We start from the raw sequence: 24,029 nt of genomic DNA, 5'->3' as shown, positions 1-24,029 counted from the left end.
CTTCGGGGGCGTGATGACTCCGAAGCTTGTTCCGCTCGCTCTTGACACAGTTTCGGATTTACCGCCATAAGGACCTGAAGCCTGTGACGACGACTGATATTCTTGCCCGCTTCCGCTCAGCCCTTGCGACTGAATCGTTCGTCGCGTTCATCCGCGCATTGGATGGGTTTGGACTTGAGTTCGACGTTCGGGGGAAAAATCCGCGAATCCGGGAGTGTCAGGCAGCGAAGAGTCATCGACTGCGAACACTTGGGGGACTGCCAGAATTCCTAAAACGGCTATCTCAGTGGGATCATTTTGAGTATGGCCTGGATTTAACTTCTGATGACTGCGCTCTCTTGACGATTAGATTGCACTGGATTGCCGGCACCAGTTTTAACGAGGATATTTCTCCAGATAATTTTAGTGGTTTGAGCTATTTCACGCATAAGCTCGGGCTGCCGGTAGTAAAAGACGCTATGACTACAGCGCAGCGAAAAATCGACTCTGCCCACCTGGATGATCGATACCGCTACTTCTGTGGGATTTGTCACAATAAAATCCGGGACAACGGACCCAGCGTGAATGGGCTCGACCCGGCACAGAACTGACTGGAAATTCTTCCAGCTAATTAATCGAGGCCGACCTCGAAGATTTACAGCACATTTTCAAGCCCGCCCGGAATTCCGCGCGGGCTTTTTCGTGCTCCGATCCCGGGCGTCCATTCCCTTTCCACACGTCACGCAATACCCACACCCGACACGCCGATTTATTCCTCACCAGCCATATTTTAAACCACCACCACTCCCACTTCCTCGAAAGCCAATACCATCACCCGACACGCCAAATAACCACCTGAACTCCGCGCCAAGGGCGGCCCTCTCACAGGGGCCGCCCTTGGTGCATCCACCTCTCAAACCATCCAACTGAAAACCAACCATCCATTCCATGAGCCATTTCACCACGATCAAAACCCAGATCCGCGACATCCCTTCGCTGGTCGATGCCTGTGTCGAACTCGACCTCCGTCTTGTTCCTGATTCCTATTGCCGGGGTTACGCCGGTGTCAGCCGCGCGGCCCCCTACGTCATCAAGCTGAAAGGCCCGTATGACATCGCCGTCGATCACTCGGCGGAAAACGATGGCGGCTACGGCCTTACCGCCGATTGGTGGGACGGCCACGTCGCGAGGGAGGTGGGAGCAGGCTACGGCCGGCTGCTGCAATCCTACGGCGTGCATCGGACCATCCGCGCCGCCACCCAGCGGGGCCTCCGCACGACGCGCAAGGTCGAAGCCGATGGCTCGATCCTGCTCACGTTGGAAGGAGGTTCGCTGTGAGCCGCCAGATCCGCGTCAAGGTGTCGCCGACCGGAGATGTGCTTGTCGAGGCTTACGGCTTCAAGGGCAACGGTTGCGAGGCCGCCACCAAGGCGATTGAGGAGGCGCTTGGCGCGAAAGTATCGAGCCGCCGCAAGTCCGACTACTGGAGCCAGGACATCACCCGTCAGAACCAGCAAACCCTCGGCGGGGGAGATTCATGAAATCGACCCTCCGCTTCACACCCGGCGGTTCCATCGACTGCCTCTACACCGAAGCGATTGATCTTCGTGACCTCGGACGGCTCCAAGTCGTCCGGGCCACGGACATCCGTTTCAACGGCTCCAGCCAGGAGTGGGACGTCCACGATGCCGATACCGGTGGAGTGTTGTTTTTCCACGCTTCCCGCGACGAATGCCTGCGATGGGAACAAACCCACCTCCAGCCCGGCAACCCGTCACCCAACTGATTCCCTGTCCAAACCCCATCTATTAAAAACATCATGAAACAAATCCTTATCATCGCATGCACCTTCCTGTTCGTCGCCTGCGGTCCCGACAGGGCCCGGCTGCGGACGGAACTTCAATCCATCGAAGCCGAAATGGTCCAGCTGCGCATCGCGGCGGAACAGCAGCGTGCCCAGATGGACCAAGCCGAGTTCAACGTATTCATCGGATCCTTCGCCGCCGGATACGGCGCGACGTCCGGTGACTACGAACTGGCCAAGGACGGCGTTGGAACAGCGGTCGATTCGTCGCGCCAATACGATGTCTCCAAGTACTCCCACGAGCAGCTGAAGCAACGTTACGACACCCTCGCCACACGGCGGACGGAAATCGTCACGCAACTGAACTGAGCCGCATCAACCACCATCATCCAGCCCCGGTTCTCCGCGTGAGAACCGGGTTTCTCTTTCCTGAACTGAAAACTCCAAACCAGCAAACTCCATCCATGCAACACCAACTCACCACCTACCTGCGGGCCGGCTATCCGGGGCTCGCGATCATCACTCCGGAGGAAGCTCGTGCGGAAGCCGAGATCTCCGCCGCCTGCACCACAACCGGTCACCATCTCCACGCCTGGTCCTCCTCCGAGGGACTCGTCACCATTGCCGGAGGCAGGGTCCAATCCTGTTCCGATCCATTGGAGGCACTGCCGTTGATCGAGACACTGTTCGGCGACGACAGCGGACGTCATGTCATCGTGATGCGCGACATTCAGCCCCACCTTGATCAAATCGACCTCCTCCTGCTCCGCCGAATGAAGGACCTGCTACGGCTGGCAAAATCCCGGGGCCATTCGATCATCCTGTTGGGCTGCCGGTTGAAGCTGTCCCCCGAACTGGAACACGAGATCACCCATCTCGACTTCAAACTCCCGGACATCATCCAACTCGATGCCGTCCTCCAGGGCATTCTGGAGGCAAACCGAATGGAAGCCCCTGACGAGGTGGCTCTCGAAAGCGTGCTCCAGGCTGCGCTGGGACTCACCACCGTAGAGGCGGAGAACGCTTTCGCCCTCTCCGTTGTTGAAAAAGGCGGCATGGACCATCGGATCGTCGCCCGGGAAAAAGCCCACACGCTGAAACGCGGCGGTCTCGTGGAAGTGATCGAGTCCCCTCCGTCATTGGCTGACATCGGCGGCCACGATCCATTGAAGGAATGGCTCAACCGCCGGGCCGGAGCCTTCAGCGCATCCGCCAAAGAATACGGACTACCCGCACCAAAGGGTCTGCTGATTGTCGGTATCCCCGGCACCGGCAAATCCCTGACGGCCAAGGCAGTCTCATCCGCGTTCGGTCTGCCGTTGCTGCGGCTCGACATGGGACGAGTCTTTGGCGGCATTGTCGGGCAATCGGAAGCGAACCTCCGCTCGGTCATCCAGACCGCTGAGGCCATCGCTCCGTGCGTTCTGTGGATCGACGAGATCGAGAAAGGTTTTTCCGGCAGCCAGTCCGGTGGTTCGGACGGCGGTACCTCATCCCGCGTCTTCGGCAGTTTCCTGTCGTGGATGCAGGAGAAGCAGAAGCCCGTGTTCGTGGTGGCAACAGCGAACGATGTCTCGAAACTCCCGCCCGAATTCCTGCGGAAGGGACGGTTTGACGAAATGTTTTTCATCGATCTTCCCAGCCAAGCGGAGCGCTCCCAAATCTGGGAGATCGTCATCCGCCGACATGGCCGCGATCGGGGTGCCTACGACATCACCCAACTTGCACGTGCCTGTGACCAGTTCACGGGAGCCGAGATCGAGGCGGCTTTCGTCGATGCCATGTTCGAGTCCTATGCCGAGGGTGATGAACCGAAACCTGGATATGTCACCGAGGCGATCACCCGCACGGTTCCGCTGGCCCGGCTGATGGACACCCAGATCACCGCACTCCGCCAATGGGCGAATGGCAGGGCCAGAAACGCCAGCTCCAATGGAGTTTCGCCCAGTAGTTCCACCAGCAAGCCGCCGCGCAACGCCCGGCGTGTGGCGGAATCCAACTGAAACATTTGTATCAACACCGTCCTCCCCAACCGGAGGACCATCCCGCCGGCACGACACGCTCAAGCGTCGGCGGGACCAAACACACAGGCCGCCATGGACAGAAGGACTGTCCGTGGCGGCCTGATTCTTTTCACCCAAACAACCAAACAAAACAATCCCGTCAACCATGAACACCCCATGTATCAAATCCACCTCCCTCCATTTCAGCGAGGGAGTTTCCGACAAGGTCTACCAAGTCACCATCGAACCGAAGGACGACGGCTACATCGTCACCTTCGCCTATGGCCGACGCGGCAGCACCCTGAGCACCGGTACCAAAACCCCGCACATCGTCACGCTCCAGCAGGCGCATGACATCCATGACAAGCTCGTCGCCTCGAAAGTCAGCAAAGGCTACAAACTTGATAGTGAACCCGCAACCGCTTACCAGACATTCGGTAAAGAAGGAAACGACAGCGGCATCCGCTGCCAGCTCCTCAACCCGGTGGATGAGATCAAACTCACCGAACTGCTCAACGACAGTCGGCACTGCCTTCAGGAAAAGCACGACGGACGGCGTATGCTCGTTCGAAAACAAGGGGACGAAATCACCGGCATCAACCGCCGGGGACTCGTCATCGCCATCCCTGAGCCGATCCGTATGGCGGTTAAGAAAATCCCCTTCGATGTTCTCATCGATGGAGAGGCGCTCGGCGACACGCTGCACGCATTTGACCTACTGGAACTGAAAGGAAACGACCTGCGCCAACGCCGTTACATCGACCGTTTCGCAGGATTGCTCCAGGTCCTTCCCTCCAAATCAAAACACCTCCGCCCGGTGGGCACGCTCATCCGCCCGGAAGACAAACTCCGGGTATTCGGCCAGCTCAAGCAGGCCGGTCGGGAGGGCGTCGTCTTCAAAGACACCGAGGCACCGTTCAACAGCGGCCGCCCGGCCTCGGGAGGTAGCCAGTTGAAATACAAGTTCGTCGAAAGTGCTTCATTCATCGTCACCGCGGTCAACTCCAAGCGAAGCGTCTCGCTCTGCTTGTTCGATGGAGGCGAACTGGTCGGCGCCGGCAATGTCACGATTCCACCGAATCACGAAATTCCCCAAATGGGGACTGTCGTGGAAGTGAAATATTTGTATGCGTTCAGAGAAAGCGGCTCGATCTATCAGCCCGTGTATCTCGGCAAGCGCGACGACATTCACGCAAGCGACTGCACGACCGATCAGCTTAAATACAAAGTTGAACCGGCCGCCGCATGATTCCATTTCGGGAAGGCAACCCCAGAGGAAAGCCCGGTCACACGACACGTCCAAGCGTGACCGGGGTAACAAAGGGCCGCCATGAAACATTCGGAGATGTTTCGTGGCGGCCATTTTCATTTCCAAAACCGGCATTCTGATGAACCTACATTACGTGTGTGTATGTGAGGTAATGTCATTTTTTTAGGTCATACATGTTTCGCCAAGATTACAGGAACCTAAGTCGTCAAGGAGGTCGGCCAGATCGTCGCGAGTGTTAACCATTTGGTGGCACGCTTTCGCCGCACAACATACCCAGCCACACGAGAATCAAGCTGCAAATGGCGAAAGCAACGCACGCGAAAATCAGACTCACTGACAGATTCAGGAAAGTGATACAGAGGCTCGAAGCTCCCAAACCCGAGGCCATCGCCATCGTTAGCCTGTGGTGGCTTCGGCCTCGGCAGGGCGTTCGCGGTTGCTGACACGGGTGAAGGGTGGTGTGCGCATGTTCCAAACTTCAGTAGCTAACACTGAGAACCCTCTCATTCTGTCTATGGATGCAGAAGTGTTTCGACTGGCTCAAGGGACCCGGCGACATGCGCCGAGCTCCAGGATTCATTGCAATGCGGTTGGTATCATAGGGGAATAAGAGCTAGAATCGGAAGCCGACGCCGCCACCCCAGCCGTATTCGCTATGCCACTGGCCGATCAGCGAAAACCGCTTGTCCACCACGTATTCGAGGCCGGCGACGGTCTCCCAATCGGTGAGCGTGTCGTACTCGGCCCCACCGTAAATAGAGAGTCTGGCGGTGAGGGCGATGCTTTGGGAAAGGCCGACGCGGAACTCACCATCGGTATCCACCCAGGCCTGCGAGCGAATCAGGAAAGGCAGCAGATAGCGGACGCCGAGTACGCCCCGGTCTTGGGATTCACCGTCCGTCAAATTTGCTCCCGCGAAGACACTGGTGAAGCTGTTGAGATAACGGTCGTAGGCGAGATTGATCTCGTATCCGGTCTCGTCCACCTCGCCCCAACCCGCTTCCCAAGCGGCGCTCAGACCGTTCCGGTTGTTTTCGAATGCGACAAAGCCCTCGGTCATGTTGGAGAGTGCGGCGACTTCACCGAAGAAAAAAAGAGGGTCGTGCATCTTCGTCATATCCCATGCCCCGTGCCCGACCATCAGGTTTGGATTAGGCGGTGCGTCTTCGTAGTGGACGATCCGGCCCATGCCGACCTCTGCGTGATAGAGTACGTGGCAGTGCATCAGCCAGTCCCCCGGCTCGTCGGCCGCGAATTCGATGGTTCTGCTCGACATCGGGGGGACATCGACCGTGTGCTTGAGCGGAGAAAAAATACCTGCCGCGGTGAGCAGCCGGAAAAAGTGGCCGTGAAGATGCATGGGATGGTGCATCATGGTTTCGTTGATGAAGTTGAAGCGAACGCGCTCGCCTTTGCGGATATTTACCATGTCCGCTTCGGTGAAGGTCCTGCCATTAATGGTCCAGACGTAGCGGATCATGTCACCCTGGAGTCGGAATGTGTAGGAGCGCAGGGGGCGTCCAGGTGACAATGCGGTGGAGCTGATAGCTTTGAGGCTTTCATAAGGGCTACCCGGGCGTCCGTCCGAATCCATGGAGTGGCCCGGCATGGCATGCCCGATTTGTGAGTGGTCGGTGGAGGCAGCGGGCTTCATTTTGGAATGATCCATTCCTTCCATCGCCGGCGCAGCCTCGCCGCCGTGCATGGAATGGTCCATGGACTCCATCGCGTCACCATCCATCTTGCCACTCATCGGCATTTTCATGGTGCTGTGGTCCATGCCGGACATCCCTTCCATGCCGCCCATCATGGCGTGTCCTTTGTAAGGATTGGCGCGAGGCACGTCGGGCGCTTTGACCTGTTCGCCGGTGCCGATGAATATGCTGCTGGAGCCGGTGCCGTCTTGGGAGGTTGCTCGAAGTTCGTAGGCTCCGCCTTTTGGCACTTTCACCTGGAGGTCGTAGGTTTCGGCGATGGCCATCAAGAACCGTCCTTGGTTGACCGGCCGGACATCCATACCGTCCGCACCGATGATTCGTACTGGGCCGCCCGCGAATTCAATGAAGTAGTAGGTCATGGCCGAAGCATTGATGAGCCGAAGGCGGACCGTCTCCCCAGGCTGTGCCGATACGGCTGCGGACGGGCTGCCATTGATGAGGAAGCGGTCGTAAGCAATGTCCGAGAGATCCATGGGAGGCATCCGCGTCATGGAGCGTTTGAAATATTCGCCTAAGGAACCGTCCTTGATCGCTCCACTGACGCTTTGGGCTGTACCTTTTTTGATCTGCTGCCATTCGCGTCCCGCCCGAAGCTGGGTCAGTGCATCGAACGGCGTTTCATCGGTCCAGTCGGAGAGAACGGCGACGAAATCACGATTGGATGAAACCCTTTCACCGCCTTCCGGCGAAATCACGATGCCGCCGTAGATGCCGAGCTGCTCCTGAAGAACGCTGTGAGAGTGATACCAGTAGGTGCCGGACTGGCGGAGCGGAAAGCGGTATTCACGCGTCTCCCCTGGCTCGATCGGGGCCATGTTTACGTGTGGAACTCCGTCCTGGTCGTTTGGAACAAGAAGACCGTGCCAATGGATGGAGGTTTCCTCGCGGAGATCGTTTCGGACATTGATGATCGCGTAGTCACCTTCCACGAAGCGGAGGACGGGGCCGGGAATGCTGCCGTTGATCGCCATGGCCGGCTTGGTTTTTTTACCCAGATTCACCTCGATTTTCGAAAGGTTCAGATCGTATCGGACCGTTTTTGCGAGTGCTGGGAGACCGGCCAGCAGGAGGATAGAGTAAAGCAGGGTTTTCATGAGCGATGTGGGATGCGTGGCATTAGGAAGCCGCGGCGATCAGGGGTGATCATCGCCTGGCAGTTAGAAATTCCGTTGGAATGCAGGAAAAGATCACATCTTCATGTTGGCGTGATCCTCCTTACTCATGCCGGGCATGGTGCTGTCCTGTTGGTCGGCATTTGAGTTTCCGGTGGCACAGCTGTTTAAAAGGAGTGCGGTGGCGGCGAGTGTGAGAAGGAGGATGGTTTTCATTTTAATGGGGTGTTGGCGGTTATAGAGAAGTTTTGGCCTATCAGGTATATCACAGTTTGGCGAGATGTTTCGAAGGATCTACCTCGGGCTTAGCGACGCAGGGGCGGCAGCAGAATTTCACTTCATGCCCGTTTGCCGGGGGAATTACCCACTGTTGCTGGTTAATGTTCAAAGCTGGTGCAAACCCTTGAAAATTTCCCAAGAATTTTCCGAGTCACTGATAAATTGCTGTGCTGTTCATTTTCCTCACCCGTCGGGCCGGTCACGCCACCCAGCGCGTTGTATCGGATTTCTTCTCCCGCATCAGCGATCAATCCGGAAAGACTCAAAGTCGATAGATAGAGTGGCGCCGCAGCTATCGCCGGCGGAATGGCAAGCCGGTGTTGCTTCCAGTCCAGCACCCAAGCCCTTTCGCCTCTTGCTGGGGAAATGACCGCAGCAGGCGAATGGCACTCCATTCGATCCAATGAATCTGCGGTAACATCATGGGCATATTTCCTTGAGTTGTTCTTTCAGGATTTGTCGCGCCCGATAGATACGCGTTTCCACCGCCTTGCCGGTGCATCCCATTAGCACTCCGATCTCGGCGTAGCCCATACCTTCATAGATGAAAAGCGACATGGCTTCGCGCAGGTCCGGAGGAAGAGCTTGGAAAGCTTTAGACACCGCCGTCATTGTCTCCATTTTTTGCGCCGTCTCCCCGGGGCCAGCCCGGGGATCGACCAAATGGAGGGCGGGACCGTTGACTTCATCCGAAGACGCATCGAGCGAGACAGTGGGATGTCGCTTTCTCCATCTTGCGTGGTTCTTGGCGAGGTTTGAGGCGATCGCGAAAAGATAGGTGGAGAAATTTCCGTCCGCCCGATAGCGGTCTCTTGCCTGATAAAGCTTCACGAAGGTTTCCTGAGCAAGGTCCGCAGCGATTTCGCGTTGCCCGGTCATACGGTAAAGAAAGGCTGCAACGCGGCTGGCCCAACGCTCCATCAGCCGGTCCAGCGCCAGATCATCGCCCCCGGCAAGGCTTGCCATCAAATCGCAGTCAGGAATTTCCATCGGGGATCATTTCTACCTCTCGTGAAGATTCCCGGTCTCGCTGTGGGTGAAGTCGAGAGCGTAAGGCAGCACCTTTTCGAGATACCTTTCGGATTGGCGAGGATCCATCAACGCGGCCGTCCGATAGATGTGACCCAGCATCGTCTGCTGGCACTCAAGGTGAATCGCGGCATGCTCCCGGAGGGCGGCATCCAGTTCGGGGGTCATGCCACGCCCGGTCTTTGCGAGTTCTTCGATTTGCTCATGTGCTTGCGAGATCCGGTGGCACATTTCAACGCATTCCGGGCGGTAATCGACATGCAACTGGGCCACTTTTTTGAACTGTTCGTCCGTGAGCTTCAGCTCGCTGCGGACCCACCCGAGTTCGGGCATTTTATCGAGCAGTGCATCCCCACGGCTGGGCATCCGGTGATTCCTCATTAGGCAAAATGCCAGGACTCCGGCAGCCAGAATCGCCATGAGAACATATAGAGCCTTGGTTTTCATCGATGGGATTGAGCGAACGGACTGATGGAACGAGCGTAAGCCGTTTCCGTGCGGAAGTTATCGGGAATGCTCAGCGCGCCGAGCCATAATCCCAAGGCCACCATCGCGGCGAAGCCGGAAGCGGCTGCCCATGGTCTTGCGATCATGCTGATGATATTGTGATGCCACGGAGTTTCGAGTTTTGAGCGAATCGCTTCCGCGGATTCGATCCGGTTCCACACATCCGCATGGAATGATGGCGGCAAGGGAAAGTCTTCCCCAGCCGAGCGTAACAGGTCATCGAAATCGATATTTTTCATGGTCCGTTAGTTAAAATGCCGGAATCCCGGCCATAATATCAGGCCCGTTTTCCTTTGCCACAGGCGGCCCGCTGATCATTGCTGGCGATTTGGCAGGCGGTGTTGCAAGCCTTTACTTTCGTGGAGGTGATCCTGGTTGAGCGACCTTCCGCAGTTTGAACTTGGGACTTGGTGATGCAGCAGGCCTGGCTGACGCACGTCTTAGGAAGTGCCCGGGTTGCCGATTCCGCCACTTGGGTGGATGCGCCCTTGTCGATCCGCTGCGGAGCCAAATTCCCGTTTGCGCGCTGTGCGGAAGCGACGGGGATCATTGATGCCAAGGTCAGGACGGCGAGGAGAATGCTGAATGCTTTGGTTTTCACGACTTTGTTTGGTTGTCTTTTAAATGAGCGCTTTTCACCGCGCTCTACTTCGTATCACACCAACTTGGGCGAAAACCCTTGAAGAAATGGATTATTTTCGGCCGTCGTGAATTTCCTTAAAAAAATCGATTGACCCTGTATCTTGCTACAAGGTGTATGGGTATCCCATGAAAAGAGAAGTTGCTTCGACCTGGACTCGCGCCGCACTCGCCAAAAAGGCAGGGGTAGGACCGGAGACGTTGCGATTCTATGAGCAGAAAGGTCTTTTGCAGACTCCCCGTCGCAACGACTCGGGATACCGGATTTATAAGGACGAGGATCTTACGAGATTGCAGTTCATCCGGCGGTCCCAAGAGCTGGGATTCAGCTTGAACGACATTAAACAGCTCCTGCAACTCACCGGAAGCATCAAGACCTCGCGGCAGAAGGTGAGGACCTTCGCCGAGGCAAGACTCACCCTGATCCGTCAAAAAATCCGTGACTTGCGGTCGATGGAACGTGCCCTCGGAAGTCTTGTGACGCAGTGCGACGGGAAGGGCGCGCTGCAAGGATGCCCCATCGTGGAATTCCTCGATGGAGAAAATTTTGAAACCAAAGATAACACACACTGCCATGAATGATTGTTGCCATGACCCCAAGCCTGATCCAGAGAAGAAGAAAAGCTGCTGTACCGAACCACCCGCTGCCGAAAAGCCAGCTTCCTCTTGCTGTCACGATCATCATCACGGCGATGTGAAGCCGCCTGTGGGGGCGAAGTATTTCTGCCCAATGTGTCCGGGCGTGGAGTCAGACAGCCCCGGCGACTGCCCGAAATGCGGCATGGCGCTGGAGCGGAATCCGACTTGGAAGGCCCCTGCATCCCAGACGATCTACACGTGTCCGATGCACCCGGAAATCGAACAGGACCACCCGGGGAATTGCCCGAAGTGTGGGATGGCGCTCGAACCGAAGACGGTGTCGCCGGCCGATGAGAATCATGAGGTGGTCTCCTTGCAGCGAAAGCTCTGGCTGAGCGCGGCTCTTGCCTTTCCAGTTTTCCTTATGGCGATGGGTGAAATGCTGCCAGCGGTGCAAATGAGCCGATGGATGCCGGAACCGGTTTTCGGGTGGGTTCAACTCGTGTTGGCAACGCTCGTAGTCTTCGGCCCCGGCGGCTTTATTTTCGCCAAGGCATGGCGTTCGCTCCAGCACCAGAGCCTCAACATGTTCACTCTGATCGCACTCGGGGTCGGTACCGCATGGCTTTACAGCTCCGTCGCTGTTTTTGTGCCCGGACTCTTTCCGCATTCGCTGCGCCATGGCGGGCGTGTGCCGCTCTATTTCGAGGCTGCCGCCGTGATCACCGCACTGGTTATCCTAGGCCAATGGTTGGAGGCCAAGGCACGCAGCAAGACCGGCCAAGCGGTGCAAGCCCTGCTAGGCCTGGCCGCCAAGACGGCCCGCCGGGTGACAGACGGAAATGAGGAAGATGTCCCGCTGGATGACGTCCGGATCGGCGACGTGCTCCGCGTCCGTCCTGGCGAGAAAATCCCGGTCGATGGAGTGCTCACGGAAGGCGAGAGCATGGTGGATGAGTCGATGATTACCGGCGAACCGTTGCCCGTTTTCAAAAAGATGGAAGACCGCGTGGTGGGAGCGACGATCAATCAGACCGGTGCGTTCCTAATGCGTGCTGAGAAAGTGGGTTCGGAAACCTTGCTGTCCCAGATCGTCCAAATGGTCGCGGACGCCCAGCGCAGCCGTGCGCCCATTCAAAGGCTGGCCGATCAGGTTGCGGGATGGTTCGTGCCCGCCGTGGTTATGATTACGATCCTCACATTCGCGGGCTGGATGTTTTTGGGCCCCGAGCCGCGGCTTGCCTTCGCCATCGCTAACAGTGTGGCGGTTTTGATCATTGCCTGCCCTTGTGCTTTGGGGCTGGCGACGCCGATGTCTATCATGGTCGGCGTGGGCAAAGGCGCGCTAATGGGCGTTCTTGTTCGCGACGCCGCCGCACTGGAGTGCGCCGAGAAGGTGACGCATCTCATCACCGACAAGACCGGAACGCTCACCGAAGGAAGGCCGGTGGCGAAGCAGATTGTCCCCGTGGAGGCGGACAAGGAGGATCATATCTTGATACTTGCCGCTTCGCTGGAGCACCTCAGCGAGCACCCTCTCGCGCAAGCGGTGGTCAACCGGGCCAAAGAAAAAGGGCTTCCGCTTTCGCGCGTTGAATTCTTCGAGTCAGTCACCGGCGCGGGCATCATGGGACGAATCGAAGGCAAAGTCGTCCGGGTCGGAAAACGTGCGTGGTTGGAGACGGAAGGCATCGGCATCCCGCAGGACCTCGTTTCCTCCGCCGAGGCACTTCAAAAAAAAGCCCACACCGTCATCTGGATCGCGGAAGACCAGGTGATTGGCGGCTTTATTGCGGTGGCGGATCCGATCAAGGCCTCGACCCCCGAAGCCGTGGCGGCCCTGCATGCGATGGGCCTGCGCCTGGTGATGCTGACCGGCGACAATCGTCAGACCGCCGAAGCCGTCGGCCGCGAGCTGGGGATCGATGACATCCGCGCGGAACTCACGCCAGCGGACAAACAGCGCATTGCTCGCGAGCTGCGTGCCGGAGGAGCTGTGGTGGCGATGGCGGGCGACGGTATCAATGATGCCCCCGCTCTCGCTGAGGCGGATGTGGGTATCGCCATGGGCACCGGGACCGATGTCGCCATTCGCAGTGCCGGATTAACCTTGGTCAAAGGCGATCTCCGTGGAATCGGTCGTGCCTTGGAGCTCAGTCGCGAGGTGATGCGCAACATCCGGCAGAATCTCTTCTTTGCGTTCGTCTATAACGCGCTCGGGATACCGATTGCCGCCGGACTGCTCTACCCGCTGACGGGCTGGCTGCTCAATCCGATGGTAGCAGGAGCGGCGATGGCCCTTAGCAGCGTTTCGGTAATCGCGAACGCACTTCGTCTGAGGCATATCCGGGAGTGATGCGGGCGATTGTGGAGACTGAGATATAATTTTCAAGGGTTTCCGAGCAGGGCGGGTTATTACGGGAAACCGCCCATCCAAAGAGGCGGGAAAAACCAACAACCATTATCAAAATGAAACCGACATTAGCACTTGCATTCAGTCTGCTTGGATTCGTTCTCGCGAACCCGACGCTATCAGCAGCGGAACCCCAACACGAAGGAACCACCAAGGAAGGTCACGCGGATCACATGCTGGAAGGCTATGCGGCCGTATCGACCGCGCTTTATAAAGATGATCTGGCAGCGGCGAAGAAGGCGGCTGACGGCATGGTGAAGCACGACAAGGACAGCGCGATGGCCAAACATTGCCAATCCATCGTCGACAGCAAGAACATCGAGGAAGCTCGCACTCATTTCAAAGCGCTGAGCGATGCCGCCATCCCTGTTGCGAAGGAGAAAAAGATGATGCACGAAATGAACTGCCCGATGGCCTTCGGCGACAAAGGAGCCAACTGGCTTCAGAAGTCGGCTGATGAAGTCCAGAATCCCTACCTTGGTGCCAAGATGCCTCATTGTGGAAAAATGGTGATGTCGAAATAGCCACATCACCGAAAGACAATCCGCAAGGTATGATCAGCGGTCGGGGTAAACCCGACCACCTTTCAGGAGTAGTCCGTCCAAGCAAAACTCCGGTTCATTCGGCGGGCGCGACTCCAACGTGAAATCCGCCCTTGTTCATTCGGCCCTATCCCCGGTTTCCATGATTTCCACCCATCATTTTCCCACTCGTCTGTTGGCATTGAGTCTGATGTTTCTGATAGCGCTGATATTTGCATTCCGAGCACCTGCTGGCCAAGGGGGGGAGGTGGAGGTTGCGCAGCGCCACTCCGCATTCGGTGCAGGGGAATCGCTTGCAACGGATAAGTTGGAGGAGGAGCCTTCGGCAGTGACCGCTGAACCAGTGCTCCATCGGAGCATCAAATACGTCGGGAAATACCATCTAATGGTGCTTCATTTCCCGATAGCCTTCCTCCTCGCGGCGATGGTGGTGCACTGGTATGCACTCGTCACCGGCCGTGGCAGTGCCACTGTCGCCGTCCTTCTTTGGTTCGGAACCTTCGGTGCCATTGCCGCCGCGGCGTTGGGCTGGATGTACGCTTACGATTCCGTGTATTTCGGAGACGACGAACAAATCCTTCTTTGGCACCGATGGCTGGGAACTGGCACGGCAGTTGTATCTGTCGTGGTAGCCCTCGCGAGAAAGCGGCTGGGTCCGAAGGCGTTGGCTTTTGCGTTGACGATTTGCGCCGGGCTCGTTGCCGCCGCTGCGCACTTCGGTGCCAGCCTCGTTTATGGAGCCGACTTCCTCAAAAAATTCTAGCCAGCTGTCCGGAGTCTGGTTTCCGGCAGTTGAAATTTTTCGAATTATTCCAAGGGTTTTTGCCGGTGCCGGAGTATTACCACTGTTGTCGGTTGTTTGCCCGACCTCTCACAAAATCATTTTTGCCGTAGCAATGGCCATCAAGTCAATCATCGCGTTGTTCCTGGGACTGGTTATCCAGCTTTCCCAAGTCCAGCTTGGCCCGGCTGCGGAACCAGTGAAATCCTGCGACAACGGGCAGTTCATGAGTTGCTGTGACGGTCTCCAATCTTGCCCTTGTGCGAAGGAAAGCGACCCGGATCAAAAGCCAAGTCCGCTGATTCCTGCGGGAGTTGATCTGAAATGGCTCGTTTCAAAAGTATCGGAGCCGGCGAGCTTGGACTCGCCAACTAATCCTCAGTCGGAAACATTGGTCGTATTCGCTGCTTCTCAAACCGACACCCGTTGTGCGTTTGAAGGAGTGCCGCTTTCCGTGGCCTTCTGCCGATTTGTCATCTGAGTCCGCGTCCTGACAGGCGTACTACGCCCGTCCATCTGCGCCGCCCCAATTCGCGGTCGAGGACGGGCATTTGGAAATTCCTCCAATGACTCACATGACTTATGAAATCAATGATTCCCATTTTAACTGGTCTCTACCTGGCCGGGAGCCTGCTGCAAGCGCAGGAATCCAAACTCGTTAACGAGGTATTCCTCTCGTCGCTGCGCAAAGAGGCCGCGCAAAACCATCCTGCGGCAAATTCCGCAAAACTCCGCGCCACCGCTGCAGCCCGCGACATCCGGGGTGTCCGCCTATGGGAGGATCCGATGGTGGGGCTTTCCTTAATGGCCGCCGAAAAGATGATGCGTCAGGATGATGGCGACATCCGCATTGGTTTCGAACAGCCGTTGCCGAAGCCCGGAATGTTTGCCGCCAACCTCGCAAAAGCTGAAGCCATGCGGAGGGCTGAGCTGGAAAATTCCCGCTCTTCGTCGCTCGAAGTCGGCGCGGCTGCTGCGAGGGATGCCATCGAGTTGGCCCTCGCGGATGAATCCATCTCGCTTCAGACCACCCAGATCCAATGGCTCAATTCGATGACTCAGAACGCGCGTCAGATGGCTCAAAATCCCGACGCTACCAGTATCGACGCGCTACGCCTGGAAAGCGAACTCGCCCGTGAAAAACAGATTTTGGAAGCTGCCCGCCGCACCCGTGAGAGCGTTGCCCGGAGCCTCAACCTGAGACTCGGTCGGCCACTGGAATCGCCATGGCCCGCCCTGCGGCTCTCCGCCACGCCCCCACCGGTGCCGGTCGCCAGCGCGGAGATAGCACGCATTCCTTATGTCAATCCCAAAGTCCTTTCGATGAAGGAAATGGCGTCTGCGGCAAACGCCGAAACACGGATCGCAGACCGTGAACGTCTCCCTCAATTCTCCGTGGCAGTCGATACCGATCTCTACTCCGGTGGCGATTTCCGCAGCGCCTCGGTGGGCTTGAAAATGAGTCTGCCGTATTTCAACCGTGGTTCTTACACCGCCAAGATCGAAGCCTCGCAGCTTCGCGAGAAGGCCGCAGTCAGGGACATCGAGGCGACTCGGCTGGAAGTGGCGTCCGGTGTGCTCGCCGCCGCCACCGATGCCGCCAACGCCGCCGCCCAGGCACGCGCCTACTCAGGCGAGATCTACCAACGCGCCCTCTCTGCCACGCAGGCGGTCGAAGGTTCCTGGATCAGCTCCAAGTCCCCACTCACCGATCTGCTCGACTCCAACCGCATGCTCTTTTCCATCCGTCTCGAACAACGCCGCTTCGTCGCTATGCAACTTGCGGCGATCGAAGAACTCAACTTGCTCGTTCCCAACCGCCGCTAACACGATCATGAAAACATTCATCACTATTCTAATCACCGCGACGCTGGCGATCGGCGGGACTTGGCTGCTCAGGGGGCGCATGTCACCGAATCCAGCCACATCGTCCGGCACCGCCGAGCGCGAGCCGATCTTCTATCAAAGTGCCATGCACCCGTGGATCAAGAGCGACAAACCCGGGCGCTGCACCATTTGCGGCATGGAACTCACGCCGGTATATGCCGGTGAGAAGGGCTTCGATGCCACAGGCGGGGGGAACACCGTGGCTCTCACGCAGACACAAATCCAGGTTCTCCACGTCCAAACGGATGAGGCGAAGGTCCAGCCCTTGGTCCACACGCTTCAAGTCGCAGGGATGGTTGACGACGACGCAACGCGGCATCGCATCATTTCCGCCTATGTCGATGGCCGCGTGGACAAGTTGCATGTGAATTACATGGGAGCCGAAGTGGAGGGCGGCCAACCGCTTGTCGATTACTACAGCCCAAATCTACTTCAAGCCGAGCGGGAATACCGGCAGCTCACCGGTGATTTGAAGAAAAACACCGCACTTCGTCTCCGCCAGATGGGCCTCACTCGCGAACAGATCGAGGCCGTTGCTGACAAATCCGCCGACTCCCTGAATTCTCAGATTCTCTCCCCCATCGGTGGCACCGTCGTCGGTCAGAGTGTCTATGAAGGACAGTACGTGACCGCCGGTGAAAAGCTGTTTGAACTCGCTGATTTTTCAACCATGTGGTTTATGTTCCGCGCCTACGAACAGGATTTGCCGTGGATCAAGATCGGCCAAACCGTCACCGTCACGACTCCGTCGCTTCCGGGAAAATCTTTCGAGGGAAAGATCACTTTCATCGACCCGAACTTCGAGGAATCCACCCGGTCCACGAAAGTCCGCGTGGAGCTGCCCAATCCCAAGGTCGATGGCCGTCGCGAACTTTTGCACAAGCTCTACGCCGACGGAGCGGTGAAGGTGGATGCGCCTCCGGTGCTAACCGTTCCGCGTTCGTCGATCATCCAGACGGGTCCGGAAGCGGTGGTTTACATCGACCAGAATGGAGGTGCCTACGCCCAGACGCCCGTAAAACTCGGCCGCCGCGGCGACAAGCTCGTCGAAATTCTATCAGGATTGAAGGCTGGAGACAAGGTCGTCACCAACGGCAACCTCCTCATCGACGGCCAGGCGGAAATGAACCGCGCCTTCATGTCACCCGCCACCGAGCAGATGCCGGTAGTGATGACCGAAGCCCTGACCACCCCTCAACGAGAGGCTATTCAAAATTTCATCAAGGTTGCCGATGCCATGGCGGCGGCCCTTTCCGCCGACGATCTTGCCGCTTTCAACAAGGCCAGCGAACCCGCGATGAGCACGACCGCCAGTCTCACGGAATCTCTCGCCAATATATCCGGCACGAAAGAAAGCCTCGCAGCTTTAAGCAACGCGAGGCACTTCCACGGCTTTGTGGACCTGAAGCCGGCACGCGCGGCGTTCCACAAATTCATCATGGCCGCAACGTCCGTCCTGGAACCAATGCGCCATGCGACAGGTTTCCCGGAACTGCAAGTTTGGGAATGTCCGATGGTTGATCGGGCAGTCCCCGGAGCACCTAAAAAGGGGCGTTGGATTCAAACCAACGGCAGACCGGGAAACAACCCGTTCTTCGGCGCCGCGATGTCTGAATGCGGAAAGGAGATCAAGCCATGATTGAACGAATCATCGAATGGAGCCTGAAAAACAGGTTCCTCGTCGCCTGCGGGACCTTGCTGCTCATCGCGATGGGAGTCCGGGCGGTTTACCTGACACCCGTGGATGCCATTCCAGACCTTACGGAGAACCAGGTTTTGGTCTATGCTGACTGGGCAGGGCGCGGTCCGCAGGAAGTGGAGGACCAGGTGACCTATCCGCTTACCACCGGCTTGCAAGGTCTCAGCGGAGTGAAGGAAGTCCGCGCCACGTCCATGTTCGGGTTCTCGCTGAGCACGATCATTTTCGAAGAGGGAGTGGACACCTACTTCGCGCGAACCCGCGTGCTGGAGCGGTTGAACTTCCTCCAGAGCGCGATGCCGCAAGGCGTGACGCCACAACTCGGCCCCGACGCCTCGGGTCTCGGCTGGGTCTATCAGTATTATCTCCACGTCGATCCCGGGAAGGCGGAAAACGGCGGCTACGATCTTGCGAAGCTCCGCTCAGTGCAGGATTGGTACGTCCGCTATCAGCTCGCCAGCGTGCAGGGCGTGGCGGAAGTCGCCAGCATCGGCGGCTTTGTGAAGCAGTATCAGATCGAGCTTTCATCAACCAAGATGCGAGCCGCCAACGTCACGATGATGGAGGTCATGACCGCCGTCCAGAACGCCAACCTCAACGTCGGCGGAAAGGTTGTCGAGGAAAACGGCGCGGAATTCGTGTTGCGTGGCATCGGCCTCATCACCAGTCCCGAAGACCTGGAGCTAGTAACGGTCAAAGCCATGGAAGGCACCCCGATCTATCTGAAGGACATCGCGACCGTCCAGATCGGCGGTGACTTCCGGCGTGGCGCACTCGACATCAACGGCCACGAAGCGGTCGGCGGTACGGTGGTCATGCGCACCGGTGAGAACGCCAAGGCAGTCATCGAGCGGGTGAAGGAAAAGATCGCGCAGATCGCTCCGAGCCTGCCGCCCGGTATCACCATCAGGTCGTTCTATGATCGCAGTGAACTCATCGACAACACCATCGGCACCCTGAAGCACGCGTTGTTGGAGGAAATCATTTTGGTGACCCTGGCCCACATCATTTTCCTGTGGCACTTCCGGAGCATCCTCATCGTCACGCTGCCATTGCCGATCTCCATTCTGATCTCGTTCCTATTGATGAAGGAATTCGACATCACCAGCAACATCATGTCACTCACCGGCATCGCGATCGCCATTGGCGTGCTGGTGGACGCGGCCATCGTCGTGACCGAAAACGTTTTGCGCCATTGCGAAAAGGCGGAGGACGAAAAAGGCAGCGTCCTCACCCGTAGGGAAACGTGGGAAACCACGTTGGTTGCCTGCAAGCAAGTGGGTAGGCCCATTTTCTTTGCTATGGCGATCATCATCCTCGCATTTGTTCCAGTGTTCGCACTCACCGGACAGGAAGGAAAACTCTTCCATCCGTTGGCCTTCACCAAGACCTTCGCGATGATCGGTTCCACGCTGTTAGCCGTTACCCTGGTGCCGGTGCTCTGTTCGCTGCTCGTGCGCGGACCCTTCCATTCCGAGGACAAGAACATCGTGATGAAGTTCCTTCTCCGTCTCTATGAACCCACGCTGAACTGGGCGCTCAAGCACCGGGTAACAGTCGTTACCACTGCATTGCTGATTCTGACCGTTTCTCTGATTACCGCCTTCGGTCTTCCTAGGTCATGGGTGAAACGAATCCACGACAGGGGTTATGAGCGCACCGCCGATCTGGTCACTGGCTTCGGCAAGGAATTCATGCCGCCGCTCAACGAGGGCAGCCTGCTCTACATGCCGGTGATGATGCCCAAGACCGGTCTCAAGGAAATCCAGCGTGTCATGTCGTGGCAGGACAAGGTCATCAGCGAAGTTCCCGAAGTGGCCTCGGTAGCGGGTAAGCTCGGTCGTTTCGAAACCGCCACCGATCCAGCTCCCACCGAAATGTTGGAAACCACCATCATGCTCAAACCGGAATACATCCCGAACGGCAAATTCCGGGTGAAGCGCAACCCTGACTGGCGCGACGGCATGACCGTCGAGAAGCTCAAGGCGGAGCTAACTGAAAAAATGAAGGAGGTCCCGGGTTACGTTCCAGCTTTTCTCCAGCCCATCGAGAACCGCATCCTCATGCTCTATACGGGAATTCGCGCCCAAGTCGGTGTGAAAATCTACGGCGACAATCTCGACAAGATCCAACGCAAGGCCTTCGAGATCGAGAAACTTGTGAATGGCATCGACGGGGCCACCGGAGTTTCCGCCTCACGCGTGCAGGGAAAGCCCTACCTCAACATCAAGGTGGATCGCCAGGCAATGGCACGCTATGGCCTCAGCGCGAAGGACGTGCTGGACGCCGTCGAGATTTCCATCGGTGGGAAAAACGTCAGCACCACCATCGAAGGTCGGGAACGTTTCCCCATCCAGATCCGGGTCCAGCGCAGCGAGCGCGATGACATCGAGAAACTCAGCCGGATACTTGTCGCGGCGAAGCCCGGCATGAGCGCCGCGCCATCCGCACCTGCCGGTGGTATGGGAGGCATGGGCGGTGGCGGTGGGGCTGCGGCAGCCCCGGCCATGGCTACCGGCGGAGGGAGCGAGACGGTTCCCTACATACCGCTCGGGATGGTCGCCAAGATCACCCGCGAGATCGGGGCAAATGAGATCGCCTCTGAGAACGGCCTGCTTCGCTCCTATGTCCAAGCCAACGTGCAAGACCGCGATCTTGGCGGCTTCGTCGAGGAAATCGAGCGGAAGCTCAAGACCATCGACTTGGAAGGCATGACTTACAAAATGACCGGCGAGTTCGAGAACCAGCGTCGTTTCACCAAGACCATGGTGCTCGTCTTCCCGCTGGTGCTGATTGTGATATTCGTCCTTCTCTACTTCGTCTACCACAGTGCCTTGGAAGCGGCTCACGTGATGCTCGCCGTGCCCTTCGCCCTGAGCGGTGGCGTGCTCTTGCAGAAACTGCTAGGCTACAATTTCAATGGCGCGGTTTGGGTCGGCTACATCGCATTGTTCGGAACCGCCGTGCAAACGGGCGTCGTGATGGTCGTCTATCTGGAGGAAACAGTGAAAGCCCGCCTCGCGGAGAAGGGCGCGGCTTTCACCTACGAGGACCTCGTGCAAGCAGTGAAAGACGGTGCCCGGCTGCGCCTTCGGCCGAAGGTCATGACCGTCGCCACCATCGTTGCGAGCCTGATGCCGATCATGTGGAGCCATCGCCAGGGTGCGGAAATCATGAAGCCATTAGCCACGCCGGTCATCGGTGGTATGATTTCCAGCTTGCTCCATATCCTCATCGTTACCCCGGTGATTTTCCTCTGGTTGCGCGGACGTGAGTTAAAAAAAGGCACTCTCCACGCGTCACTCAATACCACAATCCATGAAAAGCCGTGACTTATTCCACATTGCATCCCTGGAGGGAAAGTAGTTCGCGCAATATTTTTTGACTTTCCTCCAGATTGGCTGCGTGGACGGACGAAAGGGCTCAATGTGGGTCACAAAGTCATTCACCTGAGGCATCATCAATGCCACCAGCCAAAGTCGGAAAAAGGCTGCGATCAAGGCGCGTGACGAAGCCGTGCATTGGCTGATGGACCAGAACGATGAGGGAAGTGATCTCGAAATGGTCTGCGACTTAGCCGGGATCGATTCTGCGACGCTGAGAAAGAAATTCTTACAGGCTCTTCGCAATCCTTCAGATTCGATTGACTTCCGCTGTCTGAAGAAATGCGGAATCAACAATGGGGGAACAGAATTTCGGAAGCGCTATTTCGCGAGGGCGCGCAAAAACGATCGACTCCGAAAAGAAAGAGCTAGCGAGGCGAAGACTTGCCATAGCCCGACTCGGGCAAGAAACATGAGCACGACTTTTAAGAGCAAAGTGACGGAGGGAATCCCGGCGCAAGTCGCCCGCCCGTTTAAATTTGCGAGGATCTCGCAGGCTGTAACCGGCGGCAGTTATCCGCTGAATATTTTCGGAATATCCTCTTGACCTCCGCCTCCTAGAGGCATGAAAAGGGTCTCAGTGCAACGGCTACTGGCAACGCTGCTTTTGGTATGTTTCGGGATCATGATTCCCGCAGCAGCCGGGCCCATTCGTGTCTGTTTCCTTGAGCACGGGGTTCACGAAGGCTTCACGTCTTACGGCGAAACCTCTAACCACAAGCTGAAATGTTGCCCGGATTGCGGCAAGGATGGTGAATCGTGCTGCATGGATGTCGAGGGGCTGCCCCACACCCCCGAAGCCTCGCAGCCGCGTCCTTTTCCACCCACCTTGTTCTTTGAACTTCCTTCTTTGATTGTGGCCCCAGTTTGCCCTATCGCGGAGATCGAGCCGGCATTTGTTCCGGGTGCACCAATTCGTGGCCCTGATAAGCCGGGGCTGCGACGAGCGTTGCTTGAAATCTGGAATATCTGAAAAAGGCCTGGAGCATCCTCATCGTTGAGGCATGCTCTTTTTTACGTCAAATTTTTGACGTATCGTGTCCGCAATTTTGCCGGATGTCCTTCTTTTTCAATTATTCCTGATCTTATTTCGTTCGTTGATGAACCTTCATAATCTCTCCGCGTCCCGATGCCTACGATTGCCGCTCTGGCATGGCATCCTCTCTATTTTTTCGCTGGCATCCGTTGCCTTTGCCGACCCGCAACCAGTCCCGATGACAATCGACGGACTCGTGAGCATCACCTTGGCTCGTAATCCCGAAATTCAGTTTTACCGCGCCGAAATCGATGTCGCGAAATCGTCTCAAAAGACAGCGGGACGCCTTGGCAATCCGGAACTGGACCTCAGCCTTGGCAGGAAGAGCGTTTCAGGAGGCGATGCCCGATCAGAGGGCCTTGCCTACTCCGTCGCTCTGATGCAACCCGTTGAATGGCCAGGCAGGCTGGGACTTCGCAAGGCGATTGCCAACCGCGACACCGCGCTTGCCGAACTGGGCCTTGATAGGTTCAGGGCATTTCTTGCCGCAAGAGTGAAATTCCTCGCTTACGCTTTGGCCACTCAGCAGGAAAATGCCTCGGCGGCGGCAGAGGTTTCGGATCGTTTCACCGCAGTTAAGGAGGTGATTGTCCAACGCGAACCAGGCGGCGTGGCTCCGATGCTGGAGGCGAAAATCATCGAAGCCTCCGAGGTATCCATCCAACGCCGGGCCGGTGAAGCGGCGGTTGAAATGCAAAAGGCTCTTCTGGAACTCAACCAACTGATGGGACGTCGTGCTGACTCGCCATTGCAGGTGAAACGCACCGAGTTTCCAGCGCCGAAGCAACAAGAACTGGTTTCTCTTCTCAACCAGGCGGCCCGGAACAACTTCGATCTCCGTGTGAGGCGTGCCGAACTAGAACAACAGGGTTTGAAAGTAGCCCTTTCGAAAAACGAGCAATATCCCACCTTCACCGTCGGGCCTAATTTTTCACAAGAGAAGGCGGGCGACCGGGAAACCGTGGTCGGCCTTTCCTTGTCGATGCCGCTTCCCGTTTGGGACAACGGCAAAGCGGCGGTCTCCTCAAGCGAGGCCCGGAAAATGCAAGCGGAAGCGTCATTGCAAACGACCTTCCGCGAGGTCGAGCGTGAATTGACCGAAGCCTGGATGCTGCTGGGCGCACAGCAAAAGAGGCTCGATGGTTGGAAACCTGGCGCTCTCCAATCATTTGCCGAAGCTGCCACACTCGCAGACCGCCATTATCGTTTGGGCGCGGTTCCGCTTACGACCTACCTCGAAATGCAGGAGAAATACCTGGAGGCGACCGAAGCGATCAACACCACACGGCTTGAAGTCCTTCGTGCCTCCATTGATCTCGAACAACTCGTTGGAGCGCCTGCTCTTGTTGCCAAATCAAAATAATCATAC

General features: G+C 57.3%; 25 protein-coding genes. 17 read left to right on the top strand and 8 right to left on the bottom strand.

The window, feature by feature from the left end; all coding sequences use genetic code 11:
• Positions 1-26: 26 nt before the first annotated feature.
• The 7 genes from JIN84_RS17420 (at position 27) to JIN84_RS17390 (ending at position 5,035) form a co-directional block, all read left to right on the top strand.
• The gene (locus tag JIN84_RS17420; protein ID WP_200352347.1) at positions 27-590 is read left to right on the top strand and encodes a hypothetical protein; all 564 of its coding nucleotides are present in this window, start codon (positions 27-29) and stop codon (positions 588-590) included.
• A gap of 337 nt (positions 591-927) precedes the next feature.
• The gene (locus tag JIN84_RS17415) at positions 928-1,317 is read left to right on the top strand and encodes a DUF1257 domain-containing protein (protein WP_200352346.1); all 390 of its coding nucleotides are present in this window, start codon (positions 928-930) and stop codon (positions 1,315-1,317) included.
• On the top strand, positions 1,314-1,520 hold the full coding sequence (locus JIN84_RS17410) for a DUF2997 domain-containing protein (protein WP_200352345.1): 207 nt from the start codon (positions 1,314-1,316) through the stop codon (positions 1,518-1,520). Before JIN84_RS17415 ends, JIN84_RS17410 begins: the two co-directional genes overlap by 4 nt.
• Positions 1,517-1,765, top strand: coding sequence for a hypothetical protein (locus JIN84_RS17405; RefSeq protein WP_200352344.1), 249 nt, complete (start codon positions 1,517-1,519; stop codon positions 1,763-1,765). Before JIN84_RS17410 ends, JIN84_RS17405 begins: the two co-directional genes overlap by 4 nt.
• Positions 1,766-1,798: 33 nt before the next feature.
• A complete protein-coding gene (locus JIN84_RS17400) occupies positions 1,799-2,152 on the top strand; it encodes a hypothetical protein (protein WP_200352343.1) in 354 nt (117 codons plus the stop codon).
• Positions 2,153-2,247: 95 nt separating this feature from the next.
• Entirely contained in the window at positions 2,248-3,786 is a 1,539-nt protein-coding gene (locus tag JIN84_RS17395; protein WP_200352342.1) for an AAA family ATPase, read from the top strand.
• A 166-nt stretch (positions 3,787-3,952) separates the two neighbouring features.
• Positions 3,953-5,035 (top strand): WGR domain-containing protein, encoded by a 1,083-nt coding sequence (locus JIN84_RS17390; protein ID WP_200352341.1) that lies wholly within the window; start codon positions 3,953-3,955, stop codon positions 5,033-5,035.
• A gap of 256 nt (positions 5,036-5,291) precedes the next feature.
• On the opposite strand, the gene JIN84_RS23545 is transcribed toward JIN84_RS17390, so the two are convergent.
• From JIN84_RS23545 to JIN84_RS17350, 8 genes are all read right to left on the bottom strand, one after another.
• A complete protein-coding gene (locus tag JIN84_RS23545; RefSeq protein ID WP_425602306.1) occupies positions 5,292-5,531 on the bottom strand; it encodes a manganese efflux pump in 240 nt (79 codons plus the stop codon).
• A 138-nt stretch (positions 5,532-5,669) separates the two neighbouring features.
• Entirely contained in the window at positions 5,670-7,868 is a 2,199-nt protein-coding gene (locus JIN84_RS17380) for a multicopper oxidase domain-containing protein (RefSeq protein ID WP_200352339.1), read from the bottom strand.
• Between the two features lie 93 nt (positions 7,869-7,961).
• Positions 7,962-8,102: a hypothetical protein gene (locus JIN84_RS17375; RefSeq protein ID WP_200352338.1), complete on the bottom strand. Its 141-nt coding sequence runs from the start codon at positions 8,100-8,102 to the stop codon at positions 7,962-7,964.
• 161 nt (positions 8,103-8,263) lie between these two features.
• Entirely contained in the window at positions 8,264-8,560 is a 297-nt protein-coding gene (locus tag JIN84_RS17370; RefSeq protein WP_200352337.1) for a hypothetical protein, read from the bottom strand.
• Positions 8,561-8,585: 25 nt separating this feature from the next.
• Entirely contained in the window at positions 8,586-9,155 is a 570-nt protein-coding gene (locus JIN84_RS17365) for an RNA polymerase sigma factor (RefSeq protein ID WP_200352336.1), read from the bottom strand.
• A 12-nt stretch (positions 9,156-9,167) separates the two neighbouring features.
• Positions 9,168-9,614, bottom strand: coding sequence for a periplasmic heavy metal sensor (locus tag JIN84_RS17360; RefSeq protein WP_425602307.1), 447 nt, complete (start codon positions 9,612-9,614; stop codon positions 9,168-9,170).
• Positions 9,615-9,637: 23 nt separating this feature from the next.
• Positions 9,638-9,940, bottom strand: a complete 303-nt coding sequence (locus JIN84_RS17355; RefSeq protein ID WP_200352334.1) for a hypothetical protein — start codon at positions 9,938-9,940, stop codon at positions 9,638-9,640.
• A gap of 38 nt (positions 9,941-9,978) precedes the next feature.
• Positions 9,979-10,302 (bottom strand): hypothetical protein, encoded by a 324-nt coding sequence (locus JIN84_RS17350; RefSeq protein ID WP_200352333.1) that lies wholly within the window; start codon positions 10,300-10,302, stop codon positions 9,979-9,981.
• A 167-nt stretch (positions 10,303-10,469) separates the two neighbouring features.
• Here JIN84_RS17350 and JIN84_RS17345 point away from each other — a divergent pair, with 167 nt between their 5' ends.
• From JIN84_RS17345 to JIN84_RS17300, 10 genes are all read left to right on the top strand, one after another.
• Positions 10,470-10,922, top strand: a complete 453-nt coding sequence (locus tag JIN84_RS17345; protein WP_200352332.1) for a MerR family transcriptional regulator — start codon at positions 10,470-10,472, stop codon at positions 10,920-10,922.
• Entirely contained in the window at positions 10,876-13,275 is a 2,400-nt protein-coding gene (locus JIN84_RS17340) for a copper-transporting P-type ATPase (RefSeq protein ID WP_200352331.1), read from the top strand. The genes JIN84_RS17345 and JIN84_RS17340 overlap by 47 nt, the downstream gene beginning before the upstream one ends.
• A 113-nt stretch (positions 13,276-13,388) precedes the next feature.
• A complete protein-coding gene (locus JIN84_RS17335) occupies positions 13,389-13,856 on the top strand; it encodes a DUF3347 domain-containing protein (RefSeq protein WP_200352330.1) in 468 nt (155 codons plus the stop codon).
• A 160-nt stretch (positions 13,857-14,016) separates the two neighbouring features.
• A complete protein-coding gene (locus JIN84_RS17330; RefSeq protein ID WP_200352329.1) occupies positions 14,017-14,637 on the top strand; it encodes a DUF2231 domain-containing protein in 621 nt (206 codons plus the stop codon).
• Positions 14,609-15,136, top strand: a complete 528-nt coding sequence (locus tag JIN84_RS17325; protein ID WP_200352328.1) for a hypothetical protein — start codon at positions 14,609-14,611, stop codon at positions 15,134-15,136. Before JIN84_RS17330 ends, JIN84_RS17325 begins: the two co-directional genes overlap by 29 nt.
• A 110-nt stretch (positions 15,137-15,246) precedes the next feature.
• Complete coding sequence (locus JIN84_RS17320; RefSeq protein WP_200352327.1) at positions 15,247-16,482, top strand: TolC family protein; 1,236 nt, start codon at positions 15,247-15,249, stop codon at positions 16,480-16,482.
• 7 nt (positions 16,483-16,489) lie between these two features.
• A complete protein-coding gene (locus JIN84_RS17315; protein WP_200352326.1) occupies positions 16,490-18,181 on the top strand; it encodes an efflux RND transporter periplasmic adaptor subunit in 1,692 nt (563 codons plus the stop codon).
• Positions 18,157-21,573, top strand: a complete 3,417-nt coding sequence (locus tag JIN84_RS17310; protein WP_425602305.1) for an efflux RND transporter permease subunit — start codon at positions 18,157-18,159, stop codon at positions 21,571-21,573. Before JIN84_RS17315 ends, JIN84_RS17310 begins: the two co-directional genes overlap by 25 nt.
• A gap of 676 nt (positions 21,574-22,249) precedes the next feature.
• Positions 22,250-22,597 carry a hypothetical protein gene (locus JIN84_RS17305; protein ID WP_200352324.1) on the top strand — a complete coding sequence of 116 codons (348 nt, stop codon included), beginning with the start codon at positions 22,250-22,252 and terminating at the stop codon, positions 22,595-22,597.
• A gap of 64 nt (positions 22,598-22,661) precedes the next feature.
• Positions 22,662-24,023, top strand: coding sequence for a TolC family protein (locus JIN84_RS17300; protein ID WP_200352323.1), 1,362 nt, complete (start codon positions 22,662-22,664; stop codon positions 24,021-24,023).
• The last annotated feature ends 6 nt before the right edge of the window (positions 24,024-24,029 follow it).

It is taken from the genome of Luteolibacter yonseiensis, from assembly GCF_016595465.1.
Classification (GTDB): domain Bacteria; phylum Verrucomicrobiota; class Verrucomicrobiia; order Verrucomicrobiales; family Akkermansiaceae; genus Luteolibacter; species Luteolibacter yonseiensis.
The sequence above is the reverse complement of the archived record's forward strand: the minus strand, read 5'-3'. Positions and strand labels throughout refer to the sequence as shown.